16 protein-coding genes are annotated in these 22,339 nt (G+C 57.7%); 9 read left to right on the top strand and 7 right to left on the bottom strand.

From position 1 onward, the window contains the following. Nucleotides 1-725 (bottom strand): Hsp70 family protein (locus QM579_RS06755; RefSeq protein WP_414998411.1); only part of this gene is annotated, 725 nt, incomplete at its 3' end. Nucleotides 726-1,031: 306 nt separating this feature from the next. Here QM579_RS06755 and QM579_RS06750 point away from each other — a divergent pair. Continuing rightward, the gene (locus QM579_RS06750) at nucleotides 1,032-1,871 is read left to right on the top strand and encodes a split-Soret cytochrome c (RefSeq protein ID WP_414998410.1); all 840 of its coding nucleotides are present in this window, start codon (nucleotides 1,032-1,034) and stop codon (nucleotides 1,869-1,871) included. Nucleotides 1,872-2,284: 413 nt separating this feature from the next. Here the strand turns inward: QM579_RS06750 and QM579_RS06745 are convergent, their stop codons facing one another. The 6 genes from QM579_RS06745 to QM579_RS06720 form a co-directional block, all read right to left on the bottom strand. Then, complete coding sequence (locus QM579_RS06745; RefSeq protein WP_414998409.1) at nucleotides 2,285-3,904, bottom strand: methyl-accepting chemotaxis protein; 1,620 nt, start codon at nucleotides 3,902-3,904, stop codon at nucleotides 2,285-2,287. A gap of 439 nt (nucleotides 3,905-4,343) precedes the next feature. Continuing rightward, nucleotides 4,344-5,183 (bottom strand): ZIP family metal transporter, encoded by an 840-nt coding sequence (locus QM579_RS06740; protein ID WP_414998408.1) that lies wholly within the window; start codon nucleotides 5,181-5,183, stop codon nucleotides 4,344-4,346. A gap of 185 nt (nucleotides 5,184-5,368) precedes the next feature. Beyond that, the gene (gene recR, locus QM579_RS06735) at nucleotides 5,369-5,980 is read right to left on the bottom strand and encodes a recombination mediator RecR (protein WP_414998407.1); all 612 of its coding nucleotides are present in this window, start codon (nucleotides 5,978-5,980) and stop codon (nucleotides 5,369-5,371) included. Between the two features lie 4 nt (nucleotides 5,981-5,984). Next, nucleotides 5,985-6,296, bottom strand: coding sequence for a YbaB/EbfC family nucleoid-associated protein (locus QM579_RS06730; protein ID WP_414998406.1), 312 nt, complete (start codon nucleotides 6,294-6,296; stop codon nucleotides 5,985-5,987). A 208-nt stretch (nucleotides 6,297-6,504) separates the two neighbouring features. Continuing rightward, nucleotides 6,505-8,628 (bottom strand): DNA polymerase III subunit gamma/tau, encoded by a 2,124-nt coding sequence (gene dnaX, locus QM579_RS06725; protein WP_414998405.1) that lies wholly within the window; start codon nucleotides 8,626-8,628, stop codon nucleotides 6,505-6,507. A 45-nt stretch (nucleotides 8,629-8,673) separates the two neighbouring features. Next, complete coding sequence (locus QM579_RS06720) at nucleotides 8,674-9,594, bottom strand: branched-chain amino acid transaminase (protein ID WP_414998404.1); 921 nt, start codon at nucleotides 9,592-9,594, stop codon at nucleotides 8,674-8,676. A gap of 382 nt (nucleotides 9,595-9,976) precedes the next feature. On the opposite strand from QM579_RS06720, the gene QM579_RS06715 reads away from it, so the two are divergent. The 8 genes from QM579_RS06715 to QM579_RS06680 all read left to right on the top strand — a co-directional run bounded on the left by QM579_RS06715 (nucleotide 9,977) and on the right by QM579_RS06680 (nucleotide 21,415). Then, nucleotides 9,977-11,929, top strand: a complete 1,953-nt coding sequence (locus QM579_RS06715) for a hydantoinase/oxoprolinase family protein (RefSeq protein ID WP_414998403.1) — start codon at nucleotides 9,977-9,979, stop codon at nucleotides 11,927-11,929. Between the two features lie 528 nt (nucleotides 11,930-12,457). Then, a complete protein-coding gene (locus tag QM579_RS06710; protein WP_414998402.1) occupies nucleotides 12,458-12,940 on the top strand; it encodes a tRNA (cytidine(34)-2'-O)-methyltransferase in 483 nt (160 codons plus the stop codon). Further along, on the top strand, nucleotides 12,937-14,247 hold the full coding sequence (locus QM579_RS06705; RefSeq protein ID WP_414998401.1) for a CobD/CbiB family cobalamin biosynthesis protein: 1,311 nt from the start codon (nucleotides 12,937-12,939) through the stop codon (nucleotides 14,245-14,247). Before QM579_RS06710 ends, QM579_RS06705 begins: the two co-directional genes overlap by 4 nt. 10 nt (nucleotides 14,248-14,257) lie before the next feature. Then, complete coding sequence (locus QM579_RS06700; RefSeq protein WP_414998400.1) at nucleotides 14,258-14,995, top strand: sulfite exporter TauE/SafE family protein; 738 nt, start codon at nucleotides 14,258-14,260, stop codon at nucleotides 14,993-14,995. Nucleotides 14,996-15,008: 13 nt separating this feature from the next. Then, a complete protein-coding gene (locus QM579_RS06695) occupies nucleotides 15,009-18,191 on the top strand; it encodes an efflux RND transporter permease subunit (protein WP_414998399.1) in 3,183 nt (1,060 codons plus the stop codon). A gap of 215 nt (nucleotides 18,192-18,406) precedes the next feature. Beyond that, nucleotides 18,407-19,180 (top strand): YkgJ family cysteine cluster protein, encoded by a 774-nt coding sequence (locus QM579_RS06690; protein ID WP_414998398.1) that lies wholly within the window; start codon nucleotides 18,407-18,409, stop codon nucleotides 19,178-19,180. Nucleotides 19,181-19,275: 95 nt separating this feature from the next. Further along, the gene (locus QM579_RS06685; RefSeq protein WP_414998397.1) at nucleotides 19,276-20,490 is read left to right on the top strand and encodes a bifunctional 3,4-dihydroxy-2-butanone-4-phosphate synthase/GTP cyclohydrolase II; all 1,215 of its coding nucleotides are present in this window, start codon (nucleotides 19,276-19,278) and stop codon (nucleotides 20,488-20,490) included. 349 nt (nucleotides 20,491-20,839) lie between these two features. Continuing rightward, nucleotides 20,840-21,415 carry a cytochrome b/b6 domain-containing protein gene (locus tag QM579_RS06680; protein ID WP_414998396.1) on the top strand — a complete coding sequence of 192 codons (576 nt, stop codon included), beginning with the start codon at nucleotides 20,840-20,842 and terminating at the stop codon, nucleotides 21,413-21,415. The last annotated feature ends 924 nt before the right edge of the window (nucleotides 21,416-22,339 follow it).

The raw sequence follows: 22,339 nt of genomic DNA, 5'->3' as shown, positions 1-22,339 counted from the left end.
TTTTCTTTCTTAAACTCTTCAACAAGGAAGTTGATTATGCGCTGGTCGAAGTCTTCGCCGCCCAGGAAGGTGTCGCCATTGGTGGCGCGCACTTCAACAACGTTGTCGCCCACTTCCAGAATGGAAATATCAAAAGTGCCGCCGCCAAGGTCGAAGACAGCGATTTTTTCGTTGGCCTTCTTGTCCGCACCATAGGCCAGCGAAGCGGCCGTAGGCTCGTTGATGATGCGCTTGACTTCAAGGCCTGCAATGCGGCCCGCGTCCTTGGTGGCCTGACGCTGGGCATCGTTGAAGTAGGCCGGAACCGTAATAACGGCTTCGGTCACTGTTTCACCCAGGTAGGCTTCCGCATCGGCCTTCAGCTTGGCCAGGATCATAGCCGAAACTTCAGGGGAGCTGTAGGTACGGCCATCCACTTCAACACCGGCATCACCATTAGGGGCTTTGACGATGGCGTAGGGGCTGTGTTCCTTCCAGCGTTCCACTTCGGGGCTGTCATACTTGCGGCCCATCAGACGCTTGATGGCAAAAACAGTACGCGTGGGGTTGGTAACGGCCTGACGCTTGGCAATGTCACCCACCAGGCGTTCCTTATCTGTAAAGGCCACCACGGAAGGGGTGGTGCGGCCGCCTTCAGGGTTGGTGATGCATTTAGGGTCCTTGCCCTCCATAACATATACGCAGGAGTTGGTAGTACCCAGGTCAATACCGATAATCTTGGACATATAGTGATCCTCCTCAGGGAAAGCTTTTCTCGTGTGGATTTGCGCTGCGACCGGCCCGCCCATTGAGCTGCTGGAACGGCGCGCGCTGTAAATTCTGGCAGATGGCTGCCCAACTGCGAGGTATATGTAAGTCTTTCTTGCGGGTCGTCCAGAGTATTGCCAAAAAAAAACGATAAAAAGTGTTTAGCTAGGTTTAAAAAAGACCATTTTGGGGGTGTTTTTATAATTGACCTTTCTTTCTCAACCTTGGTAGTGAATTAATGAACTAACCGTGTCACGGCAGACACATAACCTGGAGGAGAAAAAGTGAACATCGGCAGACGTGATCTTATCTGCGGCCTTGGCGGGCTTGCAGTGGGTGGTGCTATGCTTGGACTGGGAGGCGTTGAGGCCAAGGCTGCAGGGCAGACGCAGCAGGCCGCAGGACGCTTTGACCAGGTAGGTGGAGCCTTTGGCTGGAAAGCCCATAAGCTTGACCCCAAGGAATGCGCCCAGGTGGCCTATGAAGGGTACTGGCATAAGGGTTTCGGCTGTGGTTTCGGCACTTTTTACAGTATTGTCGGCCTGATGGGCGAAAAATACGGCGCGCCTTATAACCAGTTTCCCTTTGCCATGCTTGAAGCCAACAAAGGCGGAATTTCTGACTGGGGCACCATTTGCGGGGCTCTTTACGGGGCCGCAGCTTCCTTCTCTCTGTTCTGGGGACGCAAAGAAGTACACCCAATGGTTAACGAACTGTTCCGCTGGTACGAAGTGACCAAACTGCCTGTCTACAATCCCGGCGACGCGGCGCAGGGCTTCAAGGGCGATATGCCCATGAGTGCCTCTGATTCCGTACTTTGCCACATTTCCGTGTCCAAGTGGTGTTACGAAAACAAGGTGGAAGCCGACAGCAAGCAGCGTAGTGAACGTTGCGGGCGTCTTACTGCTGATGCGGCTTTCAAGGCTGCTGAAATCATCAATGCCAAAATAGACCAGGGCAAGGATTTCAAGAGCACCTTTCCCATGCAGAAATCCGTAACCTACTGTGGCGAATGCCATATGACCAAGGACAATGATGCCAACTGGGCCAAGGGCATCATGGATTGCACGCCTTGCCACAGTGGCACGGCAGCTACACAGAACAAGTTTTTGAATCATCCATAAGTTGTATAGTTAAAGAGGTTTGCCAGTTATATTTGTGCAGAATGATTCTTTATTCTGGCCGGGTGGCATAAGGGCCACGCCTGCATAAAAGATTTGTTCTGCTTGATATGACACGAAAGCTCACCTTGTAACGTTAATGCTGAGACGGGCAGCCCTTTTAACAAGGGCTGCCCGTCTGTTTTTGTGCTGGCAAGTGGCTATAAGGGGTGTATGCGCTTAAATTCACATATTGGCATTGCTTTTATTGGGGCAAGCACAATATCTGGACGAAACCGTTAGCGTATAAAACAGAAAACATCCGCCGGCTATTGCTCTGGCGGATGCTTTTCTGGCCTATTTGTACAGCACGCTTTGCGGCGTTTTGCGCTGTGTAAAGTTTGAGTCGGCTCGGGGCAAAAACGGCTGCGATTTTGTCAGGCAGCGTGGGGTCTGGATTCGTTTTCGGCGGCGCGGGCTTGATCTTTGTCTTCCTGCCGGATGCTGTCCAGTATGCCTGTGACAATGCCTACCTGGCCTGCCATATCACTGACCTGACGCGCCGCAAGATCCATAGATTCGGCGATATGGGCGCTCAGCGTGTTGACCTCGGCAATATTGCGGTTGATCTCATCAGAGGCAGCGGATTGTTCCGTGGCAGCGGCGGCAATGGCAGAAACTCGTGAGCTGGAGTCGCCAGCCAGGCTGGAAATACGCTCCAGCGACTGCCCGGATTCTTCAGCCATACGGCCTACTTCATCGATGGAATTTACAGTGCCGTCCACAGTGGTGGAACTTTTGCCCGTGCCTTCCTGAATAGATGCAATGGCGGTTTCCACTTCACGGGTGGCGCTCATAGTTTTTTCGGCCAGTTTGCGCACTTCGTCGGCAACCACGGCAAAGCCTCGTCCGGCCTCACCAGCGCGAGCGGCCTCGATGGCGGCATTGAGCGCCAGCAGGTTGGTCTGGTCGGCAATGTCACGAATGAGGGTGAGCACCGTGCCGATATCTCTGGCCTGCTTGTCGAGGTCGAGCATGTCGCCCTTGAGACCACTGGACTGCTGCTGCACGGTCTGCATGCTCTGTATGGTGCGCAGCACGATGCCCGCGCCATCCTGCGCGTGCCCTTGCACCGAGGTGGCCGCTTCAGCCGCAGCTTCGGCATTGTGGGCTACTTCAAGAACCGTGGCGTTCATTTCGTTCATTGCAGTGGCCGTTTCGGCCATGCGGTCAGCGGCAACATCTGCCTTGTCGCGCACATCGCCCAATGACGCATTGAGGGTGTCGGCGGCTTTTTGCAGATGAGCCACCACGCCTTCAAGCTGGGTCACGGTGTCCATTCTGGCCTTGTGCGCTGCTGCGGCAGCCTTCTTTTCAAGAAGAACCTTTTCGGTGATGTCTTCACCGATTTCCACATGGCCTATGTGTTTGCCTTGAGCATCCTTCAGGTAGTCCAGCATGATCTGCATGGTCTTGCCGTTGGGCATATGGTTGATGACCCTTTTGTTGCCCAGGCGCAACTGCTCAATACCACATTCGGGCGTATTACAGATGTTGCCATTCTTTTCGGAGCAATGTTTGCCAACCACGTCGGTTTGACAGGTTTTGCTCATCGTTCCGAGCGCATTGGTGTTGCAGAATGTCCAGATCATGTCGTTGTCTGTAACAGAAACGGACAGGGGCAGGGTATTGAGGATACTTTCGTACCAGTGGGTCTGGCCTTCCAGTTTTGACACCATAATGCGAAGTGATTCGGCCAGATGCCCAAGGCAGTCTGTGCGGTATACGTCAAGCTTGGCGTCTTCGTGCCCTGAGGAAATGGCTTCTGCGAAGCGAACGCATTTCCGTATGGGTGAAAGCCAGTTGTGGATAAGCAGAGCGCCGATGGCACCTAGAACAACGATGGCGACAGCACCGCCAGCCAGGGCCTTCCACATATGGGTGGAAGAAAGACTGTCGCCCAAAGTCATGTTGAAGCTTATAAGCATAGCCGCACAGGCCAGTATGAGGCCTATGAAGAAAAAGATGGTCATACGAAGGCTGAGGGTAAGATTCATACAGTTCATCCTTGGTAGCCGCTACCGGGGTCACAGGTTGCGGAGGAAACGTTCAGGTTTGCCTGTGATGTGCGGTACTGTGTCGTACGGGCTGCCCGCTGATTCAGCCCGAATTTTCAAATAAGCTCAGTGCCAGAGAGTGGTCTGTGCTCTAAAAAGCCCGTTAATGCGCGTTTTGCTGCATATCTGTTGCCCCTTCTCTGTGCATAAAGTCACAAGCCGTAATCCCTGTATTTAGCATGGATGTTCGGCTATCAAATTTTAATATGAGTTGTTTGATAGTAATTGAAAAAAACTGTGGCTGCAAGCGGTAAAACCACTTGCCCCGACAAGTTGACAAAGGATTTAACCAGTCGCTTACCTATTCTTTCGGACAGGTCTGAAAAAAAATTATAGCATGTCAGTTGAAATAATATCTCTTCATTTGGGCGGGGGTGGTTCAACCCAGTAACGTTGTGAGAGCCATAACAAGGCAAACCCCGCAAATACAGGAAACCGAAGCGGCATTGCCGTTGCCGGACGCATTGGCTTCAGGAATGACTTCTTCAAAGACTACGTAGATCATAGCGCCTGCGGCAAAGGCCAGAGCCACGGGCAATATGCCCGCTGCCACGCCTGCAGCCAGAGCGCCGGGCACAGCGCCAATGGGCGCGGTAACGCCAGAGAGCATGCCGTAAAAGAAAGATTTTTTTGCGGAATAGCCTTCAGCCCGCAAAGCCGTGGAAACAACCATGCCCTCAGGAAGGTTTTGCAGCATAATTGATACAGTGAGTACCAGAGCCGTGCTCATGCCAAGGCTTTCAATGCTGGCGCTCATAGCGCTTTCAGCGGCGGCAGCGCCGTAGCCCACGCCGATGGCGAGCCCTTCGGGAATATGGTGCAGGGCCATCGCCGTGACCAGAAGCACGCTGCGTCTCCAACTGGTGGAAATGCCCTCGGTCGTGCCCTGAACCAGATGCAGATGGGGCAAGGCGCGGTCCAGCAGCAAAAGAAATGCCGCGCCCAGCATAAGGCCGAAGACCACGGGCAGAAAACCAAGACGGCCCATATGTCCGGCCATTTCCATAGCGGGCTGCAAAAGGCCAAAAAACGCCGCGCCCAGCATCATGCCCCCAGCTGCGCCCAAAAGACAGTCCATAGCTTTGCGTGAAAATTCGCGCCGGGTAAATATGAACGCCGCGCCCAACGTTACTGAAAGCCAGGAAAACAGGCCCGCCACAAGGGCTTGCATGACCGGATGCAGCATGACGGATTGGACGGAAGAACTGGTTAGCTCCATCGGGACCTCCCGGCGGTAGAGAAGATGTTTTTTTTCAGAAAGCACGGCGAACGGACGCCACCGGGCAGAAAGACGGGGATGTTGGGCATTTCATGTTGCGCTGCTCTGGCATCTGCCTGAACAGACGCCAGTTGAAAATATCATGCCTTAATCTGCTGGAATATGTATCCTAAATCTATGCCGGACTACTTGAGATCCTGGCGGTATTGCAGGGACTGCCGCAGGGTTTCCTTGTCCATATACTTTACTTCGGCTCCAAGGGGGATGCCTTGGGCAAGGCGCGAAATCCGCACTTTTGGAAAGCGCTTGGCCACCATCTGGCGTACAAAGGTGGCGGTGTTTTCCGCCTCAAGGGTTGCGCCAAGAGCAAGGATAAGTTCTGCTATCTCGCCTTCTTCCAGCCGGTTTACAAGCCTGTCAGTGTCCAGACTTTCAGAGTCCATACGGTCCAGAGGAGCCAGCAGGCCACCCAGAATCATGTACTGCCCGCGGTAAAATCCGCCTTCATCAAGGGTCAGCATGCTGTCCCATTCAGTAACAAGGCAAAGCGTGTCGCGGGCGCGTTCTGCGTCAGCGCAGACAGGGCAGGGGTCGGTGGACGAAAGGCCGCCGCAGCGCGAGCACAGGTGCAGATTGTCGCGCAGGTCGTGGATGCCCCGGCCAAGACGGCGTGTTTCAGCTTCCGGCCATTTGAGCAAGGCCATAGCTGCCCGCATGGCAGATTTGGGGCCAAGGCCCGGCAGGCGCGCTAGCTGCTCTACCAGGGCCTTGAGCGGTTCGGGAATACGCGTGTTCATGAACCTAGAAAAGACCGGGCAGCTTGATACCGCCGGAGATGCTGCTCATTTCGCGATCCATAGTTTCACGGGCAATGCGTCCGGCTTCGTTGACGGCAGCAAGAATGAGGTCTTGCAGCATTTCCACATCGCCGCCTTCCAGAGCTTTGGGGTCAATGGTGATCTTGCGCAGTTCCTGCTTGCCCGAAACTTCGGCTTTGACCATGCCGCCGCCACTGGTGGCTTCATAGCTGTGTTCGCCCATTTCCTGCTGGAGTTTGGCGATCTTATTCTGCATAACCTGCGCCTGGCGCAGGATGTCGTTCATGTTGCGCATATGTTTCTCCTTAAATATTGTGGTTAAAGCCGAGTACCATGTAGTGGCGCAAAAATCCGGCGCGCGGTGCCCCTGCTTTACAAGTCAGGTGGCTCAACCTCGCCAGAAAGGGCTGCTCAAAGCGTTGTCCTGCCTGGGCATCCTGCCATATGACAGGATAACTGCCCTGCGTCGGATATGGTTTCCGCCGCCGATAGTGCGGATTTTACTATTCTATGGGCCGGCACCCCTTCAATGAAGCGTTGAGTACCTCAAAGCAGGGTTGCAGAGCCTCTTTACGCCTGAATTCTTCAATCAGATCGGCTTCTGGCCGATGCGGCTTGGGGGCGATGATTTCCACCTGCGTGTCCCCCGCGCCATAAGCAGCCAATGCCGCATACAGTGCTTTGCTCTGTTTTTCAAGCTGGTTCAGCTGCGTTTCTGTTCTTGGCTGCAACCGAAGGACGCCGTCGCCCCACTGTACGCCAATACCGCGAAGCAGATACGGGGCCAGGGTCAGCCGCGCGGCGGCCTGCTCGGCTACGCAAAAATCATAAAAGCTCTGCCAGTCATGACTGGAGCTGCCTGCCGTTTTTTTTATGGAACCCGATGGCGCTGAAACCGTAGCGTCCGCTTCTGGCTCGTCCCAGGGAATTCCGGTGGCAAAGCCAGAGCCCGCTTCGGATTCAATTTCTTCATCCGAATAGGGCGGAGCGCCCCACGAACCGTCCGCGTCATCGCCCCAGGGGGCATCGTTTTCCACAAGGGGAGGCATATCGGGATCATCGGCCCTGTTGCCCGCTTCGACATGTGTGGCTGACGCGCTGTCTATCCTGTTGCGGCTGGTGCCGCTCTGCGGGAAGCTTCTTGCGGCAGGGTCAGAGCCTTCAGCTTCATCACCGTCAGCAGCAGGGCCGGGAGCCGTAGCCGCATCACGCGGGCGGGCCGGGCTTCTGCCAGTGTTTGCGGTCTGTGCGCCGTAGCCATTGCGGGAAGGCTCGCCTCCGGCATGGGGCGGTTGCGGCGCTGCGTGGGAAGTTCCCGCGGGCACGGTTTGCGTCGGGGCTGCTGGCTGGCCTGATGGCCTTGCAGGGGCGGAGCCGTATTGTGTGCCGGATGCCGGACCTTGCGCGGAAGCAGGCGCTGCGCCGGAGAATTGTTCTGATGTCTGGCCCGGTGTCTGCCCTGATGCCTGCCCTGATGTCTGGCCCGATGCCTGGCCAGCCATTTGGCCGGGCGTCAGTTGCCCAACGGGCAGCAACTGAGGCAGCAGGGCAAGATTGAGCAGCAACAGCTCAAGGGCCGCCGCCGGTTCCGGGCTTTGCACAATGCCGCGCTGCGAGTCCAGCGTCATTTGCCAGGCGGCGTGCAGGTGGGCCGTGGAAAAACGCGGGGCAAGGCTTTGCCACAAGGCGGCTTCGTCAGCGGGCAGGCGCAGGCTCGGCAGCATGGCTTCGCCGCCTTGCCGCAGAAGAAAAAGATTGCGCAGGTTGCCAGCTAGCTCTCGCACAAAAAATCCAATATCCACGCCTTGCTGCAAGATCTGGCTGCAAAGATCGGCAACAGCGGCGCAGTCCTGCACATGCAGGGCGTCAAAAAGATTGCCGAACATTTCCTGCCCGGCCAGGCCAAGCACCTGGCGCGTTGCGGCTGCCGTCAGTTCCGCGCCGCCCAGAGCCAGCGTCTGGTCCAGCAGGGACATGCTGTCGCGCACGCTGCCAGCGGCACGGCGCGCCAGAAGGCGCACGGCGCTCTCTTCAAAAGTAACGCCTTCCTTGCGCAGCACGCCTGAAAGGTGATCCACCAGCGCGTCCTCGCCCAGATGGCGAAAAACGAAATGCTGGCAACGGCTCACAATGGTGATGGGAAATTTGTGCGCTTCGGTGGTGGCGAAGATGAAGACCACGCGTTCCGGCGGCTCTTCTAGCGTTTTGAGCAGGGCGTTGAAAGCGTTGCGCGTGAGCATGTGGGCTTCGTCGATGATGAAGACCTTGTAGCGGCCTTCCATAGCGGCGTAGCCGATGGTTTCGCGCAGGGAACGGGCGTCTTCCACGCTGTTGTTGGAAGCGCCGTCAATTTCTGTCACGTCCACGTGTACGCCCTGCGTGATCTTGCGGCACTGGGCGCATTCATTGCAGGGTTCCGGGCCCGGCGCGTGTTCGCAATTGAGAGCTTTGGCGAAAATACGGGCGATGGTGGTCTTGCCCACGCCGCGTGTGCCGCTCAGAAGATAGGCGGCAGCGGGCCTGTCCTCGGCAGCAGCGCGGGAAAGGACGGCCTTGACCATATCCTGTCCCGCCACCTGCGCAAAGGTCTGGGGGCGGTAGCGTGATGCGAGGGAAAGATGCTTCATGAGTTTTTATAGGCGCGCCCGGCGAGACCGGGCGCGCCAGTGTAACTAGACTTTATAGTGGTGCAGCCAGCTGGCGTACTTGGGGTTTTCGCCCTTGACGATCTTGAAGTACTCGGTCTGTAAATGCTTGGTCACGGGGCCAGCGTGGCCCACGCCGATCTGGCGGTGATCCAGTTCGCGAATGGGGGTGACTTCAGCAGCGGTGCCTGTAAAGAAGGCTTCATCGGCGATGTACAGTTCATCGCGGGTAAACTGCTGCTCTTCCACCACATAACCAAGATCCTTGGCCAGCTTCATGACGGAATCACGGGTGATGCCGCCAAGAATGGATGTCCAGGGCGTGGTCTTGATCACGCCGTCGCGCACGATAAAGATATTTTCGCCTGTGGCTTCGGAGACGTAGCCGTTGGTGTCCAGCATGACGGCTTCGTCATAGCCTTCGTCCTTGGCTTCCACCTTGGCGAGAATGGAGTTGATATAGTTGCCCGAGGCCTTGGCCTTGGACATGCTGGTGTTCACATGGCTGCGGGCAAAGGTGCTTGTTTTGATGCGGATGCCCATTTCAAGGGCTTCAGCGCCAAGGTAAGCGCCCCAGGGCCAGGTGGCAACGATGGTCTGCACCGGATTATTGCCGGGGTAGACGCCCATTTCGCCGTAGCCCACAAAGGAGAGCGGGCGCACATAGCCTTCTTTCAGTTCGTTGGCTTCAAGGGTTTTTATGCAGGCTGCCGCCAGTTCCTCGGCAGTGAGGGGGAGGTTCATGCGTAGAATCTTGGCGGAGTTGAGCATGCGCTTGCAATGGTCTTCAAGGCGGAATACGGCGGAACTGCCGTCGGCACAGGCGTAAGCCCGGATACCCTCAAAAATGGCGCTGCCATAGTGCAGGGCATGGGTAAGCACGTGAACCTGAGCCTGATCCCAGGGAACCATTTTGCCATCAACCCAGATGTACTTCATCTTTTGCATGCTGTCCTCCGCAAGCCTCATAGTAGGGCGGCATCTCCGGCGGCGCACATGGCTGCCTGAGTCCGCAAGAGAAAAAATTTACTGTAAAGCGCGGCGTATGGCAAGCAGTAGGCCGTGAGAGGACGGGCTTTGCGAGCCTTATCGCCGCATGCAGGGTGAAAGGTCTGGCCCTGTGAAGAGGCATGCCGTATGCTTGCCCCATACCTATGGAAGCTCTGATTAAAGAGCTTCCTGAAAACGCGCAGTTATTTCGTTGGGCAAGGCGCGATCTTTTTTTGAAGCAGGAGTGGGCTCTTCCGTCCTCGACGGTTTCAAAAAAGTGAAGCAACGCAGGCAAATGAAGTAATCAGCGTTTCCTTATGGCATAAAGGAACAAGCGGTCATGACGCAGAAACATAGTGAAGGCACGCCCCAGGGGCAGGTTTTTCTGTTGGGCATTGATGCCGGAGGAACCCACACGGATGCGGTTCTGCTTGCGCAGGATCAGGCTGGGTTGGCAGAAGACCGCGCAGTTTCATCTGGCGCGCTGGATGCTGCCGATCCGGCAGCGCGCCTGTCACGCATGGATTTGCCCCACAAGCCTTTGGCGCGCATGCATCTGCTGGCCGCGGCCAAGGTGCCGACAAAACACGACGACCTGCCTGCCTCGGTAAGCGAAGTGCTGGCGGCGCTGGCCCGCGCCTTGAATGAAAGCGCCTCTTCCGCAAGTTCCCCCACAGCGCTTTCCGGTGGGCCCGAGTTGCTGGGCCGCGTCACCCGCGTGACCCTGGGGGCAACTCTGGCGGTCAATGCCCTTGTGCAGGATAAGGCCGATGCCGTGGCGCTTGCTCTTTCTGCCGGACCGGGGCTTGATCCCCGGCGGTTCGCCCTGGGAAAGCATGTGTGCGTTGTTCCCGGCGGGTTGGACCACAGGGGAACGGAAATCAGCCCGCTGGATGTGAGCGAACTGGAAAATCAGGCCGCCCGCTGGCGTGAAGAAGGCATTGCCGCTGTGGCCTGCGTAGGCAAATTTTCGCCACGCAATCCTGTGCATGAGCAAAAGATGGCGCAGGCCGTGACCCGTGGAGCTGAAACATCCGGTCAAAACTGTCGGGATGTCGCCTTCCCCGACGCGGACGTCACCTTGGGGCACAGGCTTTCTGGCCGTCTGAATTTTCCCCGGCGCATTGCTACGGCTTACTTTAATGCCGCGGTGCAGCGGTTGCATTCCAGTTTTCTGGATGCTGTGGAAAACGCCCTTGCCGGGGCCGGGGTGCGCGCTGCCGTGCGTCTGCTCAAGGCAGATGGCGGAGCAGTGCCGCTGAGCCTTTCGCGCCGTGAGCCTGTGCAGTCCATCCTTTCCGGCCCGGCTGCCAGCGTTATGGGCGTTCTGGCCTTGTGCCCCGAAGCCCGTGAAGGCTGCGCCCTGCTGCTGGATATGGGCGGCACCACCACAGACATTGCTCTGGTGGTCGATGGTTCTCCGGTGGTGGACAGGGACGGCATGGTTCTTCAGGGGCGGCGTACACTGGTTCGCGCGCTTGCTTCAGTTTCCATAGGTGTGGGCGGCGACTCTCTTTTATCCGTTGACGGTTCCGGGGCCGAGGCTTCCGTTCGCGTAGGGCCGGAACGGCAGGGGCCAGCAATGGCATTTGGCGGCAGCCTTCCGACGCTGCTGGACGCGCTCAATGCCCTGCACAGCTTCCCGCAAAGTCATGAGGCTGGCGAACTGGCCGGAAACGTATCCGCCTCTCTGACTGGTATGGAAGCACTGGCGCGTCAATGTGGTCTTGCTCCGCACGATCTGGCCCAAATGGCCGTGGAAGATGCTCTGGAGCAGATCAACCGCGCCGCAAGAAATCTGGTGGAGGGCATAAACGCCCAACCTATTTACACGCTGGCTGGCTTGCGGGCACTGCAAGAGGCGCATCCCTCGCGGGCATGGCTGGTGGGTGGCCCGGCGGCCTGCATCGGGCCGCATCTGGCAGCCGGCTTGCGCATGCCTGTGGACTGCCCGCCCCATACTGCTGTGGCCAACGCCGTGGGGGCGGCCCTTACGCTGCCAACCGACTCTCTGGAAGTCTATGCAGACACAGGTTCAGGTCATTTGCGGGCTCCGGCTCTGGATCTGACGGAAAGCATCCGCAGAGGGTTCAGCCTTGAAACCCTTGGCGAGCGGGCAAGGCAACTCTTGCTCCAAAGGCTGGAGCTGGCTGGAGCAGACGGCGCAACTGTGGAAATTACCGAGGCCGAAAGTTTTGCTACGCTGGACGACAACGGCTTTGGCAACAGGGATATGCGCGTGGCGTGTCAGGCTGTGCCTGGACTGGCGGGGCTGGTAGCTCAAGAATCCTGATTCAGGGCTTTCAAGACGGAAAAACAGCGTGGGCCGTGTTGTCACGAGCGCCTTTACAGTTGTCTATGGAAACGCTGATTTATTCCGTTTGGCGGCGTTGCTTCACTTTTTTTGAACCAGTCGAGGACGGAAGAGTCCACTCCTGCTTCAAAAAAAGGTCGTGCCTTGCCAAACGAAATAACTGCGCGTTTCCAGGGGGCTCTTTAATCACTGCTTCCCTATGTGTCTAATTTCTTCTTTTATTCTAGATGAATATCATCAGAGAATACACCCTGCACAAAAGGCTCGTCTGCAAAGGTGCTCGTGACGGTACGGCCAGTCAGCCCCCCTGGCTTTGCGCGGCCTTCCGGCGTGGCAGGCGGTCAGCGTCGCGGCCTGAATGTTGCCTCAGGTGCAGCGGAGCAGGTGGCGGCAGCGGCAGTATTCCGGACGGCCTCGCCCCTTGAAAAGCATCCATATACGCCATAGTATCGCACTCCCAAAGAAATTTACCCGCAGAAAGCTGGCGGGCGTGCGAGTACGAGAATCATGCAGATAGTTCTTTACGAACCGGAAATTCCCCCCAATACGGGCAATGTCGCCCGGCTCTGCGCCGCAACAGGTGTGACGCTCAACCTTGTCGAACCCTTGGGGTTCAAGCTTGAAGACCGTTACCTCAAGCGCGCAGGCCTCGACTACTGGCCCAATGTAAACCTGAAGGTGTGGCCCAACTGGCAGGCCTTTATGGAAGGAACCGGTGCAGGCGGCAAGGCCGGGCGGCTGGTATTCACCTCGGCCAAAGCTTCTGAAGAGAGTGCGGCGGTGCATAGGTTTGCTTTCGAACCTGACGATTTTCTGGTTTTTGGGCCAGAAACGCGCGGGTTGCCGCAAGACATTCTGGCCCTTTCGCCGTACCGCGTGCGCATCCCCATGCTTGAGGGGCGCGTGCGCAGCATCAACCTGTCCACATCGGCGGGCATTGTGCTGTATGCGGCTCTGGCCAAGGCGAATCTTATGGAGAACTGGGAGTGAGCTTGCCCCACGGGCTGTCTCTTGTTTTTCCCTGGTCTGTGTGGGAGTGCTGGTGGCTGGCCCCTCTGGCCCTTGTGCTGGATTTATGGCTCGGCGACCCTGCTTTGCCCTGGCGGCATCCTGTCTGCCTTGTGGGCAAATTGCTGGACTGGCTGGAGCGCCCCGCGCGGCGTTTTATGCTGGCGGCAGGAACCGGGCGTGAACGTGGCAGGGGAAGACTGGCCGGAGCAGCTGCCCTGCTGGCGCTCATTGCCTGCACGGGATTCGCTGTCTGGGCTGCGGTGTCTTTACCGTTATTGGGTTTGCTGGCGGCCATTTATCTGGCCTGGGCCGGGCTGGCAATGGGCAGTCTGCTGCAAACGGGCCAGCTGGTACTGGAAAGGGTGGAGCACGCGCCGGAAACCGGAGCCCGCGAAGCGCTTTCGTGGCTGGTAAGCCGCGACACCAGTGTTATGGATCGGCCCCTCATGCGCAAAACGCTGGCCGACACGCTTTCTGAAAATCTTACGGATGCCTTTACCGCGCCGTTTTTTTGGCTGCTGGTGGGCGGCCCGGTGGCCCTCTGGTGCTACAAGGCCGTGAGTACCACGGATTCCATGTGGGGCTACATGACGGAAAAGTGGCGCTGGCTCGGTTGGGCCGGGGCGCGGTCCGACGATGTTCTGGCTTTTGTGCCCGCCCGGCTGGCGGCGTTGAGCGCGGGGCTGGTTCATGTTCTTTTTCTGGTACGGCAAAATTTTGAAGCTGAATGCCGGGCTGGCAGGCACGGTAGTTCTGGCGCGCTGTTCAAGCGCTGGCCCCTAGCAAGAAGTCTGGTGCGCAGTTTGGGGCACTATTTATCGCAGAACCGGGCGTGCCGCCCCAAGAGTGACACTGCACATGACGGAGCCTGTGGTACGGGCCACAGCACGGGTTGTAGCGCTGGCCAATCTCAAAATTGCGGCCCGTCATTGTCTGCAACAACATTGGCCACTGCGTATTTGCCCGGCCGTTGGGATGGCAGCTGGCCCGGGCTGGCTGTGGTGGCCCGGCAGGCTGCGGGCATGCCCAGCCCCAATTCCGGCTGGCCCATGACGGCCTGCGCATGGTTGTGCGGAGCGCGCATGGCCGGGCCTTCAGTGTATTTTGGAGAACTGGTGAACAAACCCTGGCTGGGGCCGCCCCCGCAAGGGGGAGAGCATACTGCTTCGCTGGCCGTGTGGGACGCCCCGCGCCTGCTGGCCTTGTGCGCTCTGTTGCGGCAAAGTGCGCTTTACGGCGGCTTGGCCCTGTGGCTTCTGGCTCTTGTGTGTCTTTTTATTTTCTGAGGCTTTGCTCATGCTTATGATCGTTCTGTATTTTGTGTCCTTGCTGGTGGGTTTTCTGGTAGGCATAACCGGGGTTGGGGGCATCCTTATTCCTCCGGCGCTTATCCTGCTCAGCGGGCAGGAAACGCACATGGCTATGGGCACGGCCCTGGCTTCTTTTTTGCCTGTGGGGCTGGTGGGAACGGTCATGTACCGCCGCTTGGGGCATATCGACTGGCACAAGGCGCTGCCCTTTATGGCAGGCAGTCTGGCAGCCTGGCCCGGAGCCCTGCTCAACGCCATACTGCCCGCCGGACCTCTGGTGGCCTTGCTGGCCTGTATTATCATCTTCGCCGGGCTGTGCGCCCTGCGCCCCCCCAAGCCGGGAAGCGGCAGCGTGTTCTGGCAGAGCGGCAAGGGTTTTTTCTGCATCGGAGCCGTGACGGCTTTGCTGGCAGGCCTGACGGGCGCGGGCGGGCCAGTGGTGTCCATTCCCTGGATGATCATCGCCGGGGTTTCGCCAATGACTGCAGTGGGGCTTGCCATGCCCTATCAGGTGACCACGGCTCTTTTTGGTACCATTGGCAACGTGGCTGACGGCCATGTGGACTTTGCCATACTGCCCTACATTTGCCTCATGGCCCTTGTGGGACTTTTTGCCGGGGTTGCCGTGGCTAAACGCATTCCCACGGGAGTGCTGCGCAAGCTTATTGGCGGCCTGTGCTGCGGCCTTGGGCTGTTTTTGCTCTTGCGCCTGATACTCAGTTGACGTAGGAAAAATTATGAATATAGCCGCCATATTCATTCGCCGCCCCGTAGCCACGGTGCTGCTTATGCTCGGCATGCTTTTTTTCGGCATGACGGGCTACAAAAATTTGCCCGTCAACCATCTGCCCAATGTGGATTTTCCCACCATTCAGGTCATGGCCGACCTGGCAGGAGCTGACCCGGAAACAATGGCGGCATCCGTGGCCACCCCGCTGGAAAAGGAATTTTTCACCATTGCGGGCATTGATTCCATTTCTTCGGTCAACTCCACAGGCCGAACCCGCGTTACCATTCAGTTTGCCCTTGACCGCAATATCGATGCGGCGGCTCTGGACGTGCAATCGGCCATTGGCCTTGCCCAGCGGCGCATGCCCTCCAGCATGACCACGCCGCCCAGCTTCCGCAAGGTCAATCCGGCTGACATGCCCATCCTGTACTTGCGTGTGTCGTCCTCGACCCTGCCGCTATACGCCCTTAATGAATATGCCGACACCCTTATAGGCCAAAGGCTCTCAATGGTGGACGGCGTGGCGCAGGTGGTGGTGTACGGGCAGAAAAAATACGCCGTGCGCGTACAGCTTGACCCGGACGAAATGGCCTCACGCGGTCTGGGCATTGACGAAGTGGCCGACGCCGTGGCCGCCGCCAACAGCATGCTGCCCACAGGCGCGCTGGAAGGCGCGCAAAGGGCCAGCGCCATCAAGTCTTCCGGGCAATTGCTGAATGCCCGCGCCTTTCAGGATACAGTAGTGGCCTACCGCAACGGCGCGCCCGTGCGTCTGAGCGATCTTGGTCAGGTGGTAGACAGCGTCAAGCAGGACAAGCAGATCACCTGGGGCAACGGCGGCGCACCAAGCATTACCCTTGCCGTGGAGCGCCAGCCCGGCACCAATACCGTGCAGGTGGTAGACGCCATCCGCGCGCTGCTGCCGGGTCTTGAGCGCCAGTTGCCGCCTTCTGTATCGCTGGAAGTTTTTTACGATCGTTCAGAGTCCATCCGCCATTCTGTGGCGGATGTTAAGTTTACGCTGGTGCTCACGGTTTTTCTGGTGGTGCTTGTCATCTTCATTTTTCTGCGCAATCTGCCCGCCACCATTATTCCCAGCCTCGCCCTGCCAATGTCGGTCATATCCACCTTTGCCATTATGGCTGTGCTTGGCTACAGCCTGGACAATCTTTCGCTTATGGCCCTCACTCTGGCCGTGGGTTTTGTTGTGGACGATGCCATCGTCATGCTGGAGAATATCGTGCGCCATCAGGAGATGGGCAAGGACCCGCTCACTGCGGCCTACGACGGTTCGGCGGAAATTGGCTTCACCATTGTGTCCATGACGATTTCTCTGGCGGCGGTGTTTATTCCCGTGCTTTTTATGGGCGGCATTGTGGGGCGCTTGTTCAGGGAATTTGCCGTGGTCATCATCACGGCCATTCTGGCTTCGGGCGTGGTGTCGCTTACGCTTACGCCTATGCTCTGCGCGTACTTTCTCAAGGCGCAAGGAGCGCACAAGGCTGGCCGCAGTGCCGGGCAGGGGTTGTACGGATGGCTTGAGCGCGGCTTTGACCGTCTTAATATTCTCTATGCCCGTTCTTTGGACGTGGTGCTGCGCCATCGCCTGAAAACCCTCGCGGCTTCTCTGGTTTTGCTGGCGCTTACGGTCTGGCTTGGCATGGCCATGCCCAAGGGCTTTCTGCCTGTGGAGGATCTGGGCATGCTGGTGGCCAGCACCGAGGCAGAGCAGGGCGTGTCCTACGACGGCATGGTCAGCGCGCAGCACAGCCTTGACCCCCTGCTGGAGAAAAATCCTCATCTGGCCATGTACAATTCCATCGTGGGTATTGTTGGCGGCAGCCCGAGCATGAATAACGGCATTTTGCTTATGCCCCTCAAGCCCCACGACCAAAGGCCCGGCATTGAAGAAGTGGCGGAACAGCTGCGGCGTGAACTCAATATTTCGCCTTCCATGCGGGTTTTTGTGCGTGTACCCCCGGCCATCAATCTGGGGGGCCGTTCGTCCAAGGCGTTGTATCAGTACACGCTTTCCGGGCCAGATATGGAAGCCTTGTACGACAGCGCCCAGGAAATAGAAAACGCCCTGCGTGCCCTGCCGCAGGTACAGGACGTGAACAGCGATCTGCAACTGAAAAATCCCGAACTGCGCGTTACCATTGACCGTAACCGCGCGGCGGCGCTGGGCGTCAGCCCGCACCAGATTGATTTGGCACTTCAATCGGCCTACGGCTCGCGCGAAATATCCACCATCTACGCGCCCACCAACGACTATACGGTTTTTGTGGAATTGCAGAAAAAGTTTCAGCAAGACAGTTCAGCCCTGTCGCGTCTGTACGTGCGCGCTGCGGACGGCAACCTTGTGCCCCTGGACACCCTTGTCAAAATGGAGCCGGGCGTAGGCCCCATTGCCGTGAACCACAACGGTCAGTTTCCTTCGGTGACCATTTCCTACAACCTGCGGCCCGGCGTGTCGCTGGGGCAGGGCGTTGCCGCAGTTGAGGCCGCCGCGCAGCCTCTATTGCCCGACACCGTGAGCGCCGAATCCCAGGGCACGGCCCAGGCGTTTCAAAGTTCGCTGACGGGCATGGGCTGGCTGCTGGTGTTGGCCATTGTGGTTATCTATCTGGTGCTGGGTATCTTGTATGAGAGCTTCATTCACCCGCTGACCATTCTTTCCGGCCTGCCTTCGGCGGGCTTTGGCGCGCTGGCGACGCTCTGGCTGTTTGGCATGGACCTGAACCTCTATGGCTTTGTAGGCGTAATCATGCTGCTGGGCATCGTGAAGAAAAACGCCATCATGATGTTGGACTTCGCCCTTGAGGCGCAACGGCATGACCCTGCTATGGAGCCGCTGGAGGCCATCACGCGCGGCTGTCATGTGCGCTTCCGGCCCATCATGATGACGACTGTGGCGGCGCTTATGGGCGCTCTGCCCATCGCCATCGGCGTTGGCGCGGGGGCGGAGGCCCGGCGGCCTCTGGGCATGGCCGTGGTTGGCGGCCTGTGTTTTTCGCAGATAGTGACACTCTACATTACGCCCGTTTACTATTACTATATGGAAAAGCTCTCGCGCGACCTGGGCAAACGCTGGGGTGGACGATTCCACAAATCCGCAGGACCAGGCGGAGAGGGCAGCGGCACTGGAACCGTTGCGGGCGGTGACGCACCGCATGGCGAGTCTGTGTAAGCCGCAAAGGAAGATGGTTCCGGGCTTGCCGTAACCCCGCGAAGCGGGTACGCACTCAGACCAAACAAGGCATTTTGACGTTGAGGATAGTATCTTCAACGGGTTCAGCGCGTGCTGTACTCTTTACAGCGCTAGAGCATTTATCCATACGTTGGCTTGTCACAGGCATGCGCGCTGCCTCCAAACTTTGGCGGGCATGCCAATTCGGAGATTCAATGATTTCACAAGATATGTCCTCGCCCCTTGAGGCCCCTGTTTGCCGGCGTTGCGGCATGTGCTGTCTGCGCGGCGGGCCCACCCTTATGGTGGAAGACACACCGCGCCTTGTGGGCGGCGCTTTGACGCTGGAAAGTCTGGTTTGCCTGAGAGTGGGCGAATGGGCGCGTGACGACGCGCGTGGTGAACTGCGCCCTTTGGAAAAAGAACACATCAAGGTGGCTGGCCTCGGCGGGCAGGCGCACCCCTGGCGCTGCCGCTATTATCGCGACGGGTCGGGCTGTGCCATTTATGCCCAGCGCCCGGTTCAGTGTTCGGCGCTTTTCTGTATGGACACGGCCCCGCTGGAAACCCTGCTGGGCAGTGAACCCTTGCTGGACCGGGCCGGAGCCCTCAAAGCCCTGGCCGGGGAAGCGCAATTGCCCGGTTTTCCTGATCTCAATGCGGGAACGCACGCGCTTTTGCCCGATCTGATGGCCGCTCACGAAGAACAAAGTCCCGTGACTCCGGTGCTTGAAGCCGCCGCCCGTCTTGGTTTCACCCCGCGCGGCACGCAAGGGCACGGCGAGGGGGTGGAAGAAGGTGAAGAACGGCAGGGCTTGCTGGGTGATTTGAGCGAGGCCGTGCGTGCAGACGCAGCCTTTCGCCAACTTTGCGTAGAGCGTGCTGGCGTGCCTGCTGCCTTGCTGCCCTTTCTTCTGGGCCGCCCGTTGCAGGACCTGCTGGCCGAAGTGGGGCTGCGCCCCACATCGTCTGCCACTGGCGAAAATTGAGGGCAGGCACGCGGTTGACAGAAGGCCACACCAGCCATAGTTTAAGTAAATTACAATATTCACAGCCCGCGTGCGGGTTAAACGAAGGACGCATCATGCCACTGTGCAGCATTGAGGAAGCCATTGCCGATATCAGGCAGGGCAAGATGATCATTCTTGTGGACGACGAAGGTCGGGAGAATGAAGGCGACCTGACTATGGCCGCCGAGTTTGTGACCCCCGAGGCCATCAATTTCATGGCCAAGTACGGGCGTGGCCTTATCTGCCTGCCAATGGCGCCAGAATTCATTGACCGTCTTGATTTGCCCCTGATGACGCAACGCAACGGCTCACGCTTCGGCACCAACTTCACCATATCCATTGAAGCCCGCGAGGGCGTTACCACGGGTATTTCCGCTGCTGACCGCGCCACTACCATTCTGGCGGCAGTAGCTGACAACGTGCGCTCTGAAGATCTCGTGACGCCAGGGCACGTCTTTCCCCTGCGCGCCAGAGCGGGCGGCGTGCTTTCACGCGCCGGGCAGACCGAAGGCGGCGTGGATCTTTCAAAAATGGCAGGCCTCAAGCCCGCCTCGGTTATTTGCGAGATCATGCGTGATGACGGCACTATGGCGCGCATGCCCGATCTGGAAATCTTTGCCCAGGAGCATGGCCTCAAGATAGCGGCTGTCAAGGATATCATCCGTCACCGCCTGAATCGCGGCCAGGTTTCTGTGCGCAATGTGGACAAGGCGCATCTGCCCACCAGATTCGGCGACTTCACCGTGTATGCCTATGAGAGCGAAACGGATCAGGGCACGCATCTGGCCCTGGTCAAGGGTGATCTTACCGGGCCGGAACCGGTGCTCACGCGCGTGCACAGCGAATGCCTCACGGGCGACGCTCTTGGTTCCTTGCGTTGCGACTGCGGCGGTCAGCTTGGCGCGGCACTGCGCCAGATTGAAAAAGAAGGGCGCGGCGCACTGCTTTACATGCGTCAGGAGGGGCGCGGCATTGGCCTTGCCAATAAAATTCGCGCTTACGCCTTGCAGGACCAGGGTTACGATACCGTTGAAGCCAACCGCAAACTGGGCTTCCCCCCGGATTTGCGTGACTACGGCACTGGCGCGCAGATGCTGGTAGACCTCGGCATTCACAAAATACGGCTTCTGACCAACAACCCCAAGAAGATCGTGGGCCTCTCCGGCTATGGCATCGAAATTGTCGAGCGCGTGCCCATCGAGATGGAAGCCTGCCCTGAAAATGAAAACTACCTGCGCACCAAGAAAGAAAAAATGGAGCATATGCTGCATTGTTCTTGCAGCCACTAGGCAGTGACCAGGGTATTTTACGCATAAAATACCCCTGGTTGCAGCTGCCTGGAGACACAGTGCTTGCGCTCTTTAGGCTTGTCACAAACGGAATAACTGTGCGTTTTCAGGAGGCTCTTTAATCAGTGCTTGCTTAGATAAACGCCGCTCCGGCGCGTGCCGGGGATTGCTGTATTGAAAATTGCCCCGGCGGGCTCAGTTCCGCCGGGAACAAAATTTTATGGCGTCATTGTGGAGGATTGCCTTTCAAATAACAGGCTCGGCTTTTCTTGCGACACGGTGCCATGCCGCGATCGGACAGCGGCTGGCGGCGGCATGAATGCCTGGCCCCGGACCTCAGGAGAAATGCATGACCGTAAAAGAAAAAATTGTGGATCAGGGCGCATTGCTGTGGAAGTTTTTGGGCTTTTTTCAGCCGCCCCTGCTGCGTTGTATTCATGCCAGCGTCATCGTGCTGGTACTTCTGCAATTTTTGCTCAGTACGGTCATGGTCGTGATGCCTTACGGCCCCTCGCCCCTGGCCTGGATTCATATTATCCTAGGTATGTTTTTGTGTGTTTTTGGTGTTGCCCTTGTGGGGCTCAGTATCAAAAACCGTGGCCTGCGCAATTTCTTTCCCTATCTTTGGGGCGACACTGACCAACTGCTCAAGGATATACGAGTCGCTGCGCAGTTCAAAGTCGTCGGCCCCCGGCCCAAGGGCTTGCCCGCATGTGTGCAGGGGCTTGGCATGTGTGTCTTGCTGCTGGCTATTTTTTCAGGCCTGTGGTGGTTTGATGACTGGAGTAACGACCGCTCTGTTTTGACCGCTTTCAGCGTGCATAAATTCTTTGTGTGGGCTGTGGCGCTGTATGTGCTTGGGCACGGCGGCATGGCTCTGACTCATTTTGCCATATGGCAAAAAAAGACCGCACCCAAGAAATAAAGCTCTCATCCTGAAAAACTCTGGCGGCTGCGCGGGCAACTGCTCGCCGTGGCGGCGTAAACACATAGCGTTTACGCGATGAAAATGCACCTGACGTGCATTGTGTCTCGGGATGTGCATTCAACGTAGTTTTGATCTCAGCCGTGCCGTGACGCAATGAATTTCTCGTTATATCGGATAGGCTCGGTGCGGAATTAACTGGCCAGAGTTAGCGAAAAGACGCTCGTGGCGGCACTGCATAGCTGGTCTGTGCCACGCGACAGAGCAGGTTCGACACCTGCACCGCAAGTTTTTACAGCAGCAAAACCTCCGGGGTAGCCTCAACAAGGCTGCTTCGGAGGTTTTGCCGTTTCAAGCCTTTTGCAACTGAAAGGCCATGCGTCTTACGAGGGAATGCACTGGAAAATGCCAGTCGTCCATTCCCTTGAGAGTTCGGCCAGTTATGCAAATTGGGGGCTTAATGTGCGGTGCGCAGTGAAAATGCGTGGCAAAAGAGATTGCAGTGTAAAAGCGCCTTGTTATCACGAGCGCCGTTTCAGTTATTTATGTGTCGTATTTATTCTTTTATTTTAATCGAATATCGTTGAAGTAGTGCGCGGCATAGAAGGCTTGTTTCCCATGATATGACAGGAGGCTCATCTGGTGACGGCACTGCCTGATATGGCCCAGAGTTCGCTCTTGAACGTTCGCAAGCCTCCAGGGCGGGCTTGTCAGGCTTGACGAATACAACGCCCAGAGGATGCAGCTGCGGTCTGTTTCGCTTGTATGGCAGGACGGGCAGGGCAGTGGCTGCCAAGGTTGTTTTGTCTGCCATGCCGCAAGTATTATTTATAAGTGGGCTACTGCCCCTTGCCCGCGGGCTGCAACAGCGAATTCAGCGTGTACGTTTGCTCATGTTCCGGTTTGCCCTCTTCAAGCAGGCGC

The organism is Desulfovibrio sp. (assembly GCF_047607245.1).
Taxonomy (GTDB): domain Bacteria; phylum Desulfobacterota; class Desulfovibrionia; order Desulfovibrionales; family Desulfovibrionaceae; genus Desulfovibrio.
Note: the sequence above shows the minus strand (reverse complement) of the source record. Positions and strands in the feature narration are given on the sequence as shown.

Coding starts and splice junctions, on each gene's coding strand:
- QM579_RS06745 (WP_414998409.1), bottom strand. CDS start 3,904: ATGAATCTTACCCTCAGCCTTCGTATGACCATCTTTTTCTTCATAGGC.
- QM579_RS06740 (WP_414998408.1), bottom strand. CDS start 5,183: ATGGAGCTAACCAGTTCTTCCGTCCAATCCGTCATGCTGCATCCGGTC.
- recR (WP_414998407.1), bottom strand. CDS start 5,980: ATGAACACGCGTATTCCCGAACCGCTCAAGGCCCTGGTAGAGCAGCTA.
- QM579_RS06730 (WP_414998406.1), bottom strand. CDS start 6,296: ATGCGCAACATGAACGACATCCTGCGCCAGGCGCAGGTTATGCAGAAT.
- dnaX (WP_414998405.1), bottom strand. CDS start 8,628: ATGAAGCATCTTTCCCTCGCATCACGCTACCGCCCCCAGACCTTTGCG.
- QM579_RS06720 (WP_414998404.1), bottom strand. CDS start 9,594: ATGCAAAAGATGAAGTACATCTGGGTTGATGGCAAAATGGTTCCCTGG.
- QM579_RS06715 (WP_414998403.1), top strand. CDS start 9,977: ATGACGCAGAAACATAGTGAAGGCACGCCCCAGGGGCAGGTTTTTCTG.
- QM579_RS06710 (WP_414998402.1), top strand. CDS start 12,458: ATGCAGATAGTTCTTTACGAACCGGAAATTCCCCCCAATACGGGCAAT.
- QM579_RS06700 (WP_414998400.1), top strand. CDS start 14,258: ATGCTTATGATCGTTCTGTATTTTGTGTCCTTGCTGGTGGGTTTTCTG.
- QM579_RS06695 (WP_414998399.1), top strand. CDS start 15,009: ATGAATATAGCCGCCATATTCATTCGCCGCCCCGTAGCCACGGTGCTG.
- QM579_RS06690 (WP_414998398.1), top strand. CDS start 18,407: ATGATTTCACAAGATATGTCCTCGCCCCTTGAGGCCCCTGTTTGCCGG.
- QM579_RS06685 (WP_414998397.1), top strand. CDS start 19,276: ATGCCACTGTGCAGCATTGAGGAAGCCATTGCCGATATCAGGCAGGGC.
- QM579_RS06680 (WP_414998396.1), top strand. CDS start 20,840: ATGACCGTAAAAGAAAAAATTGTGGATCAGGGCGCATTGCTGTGGAAG.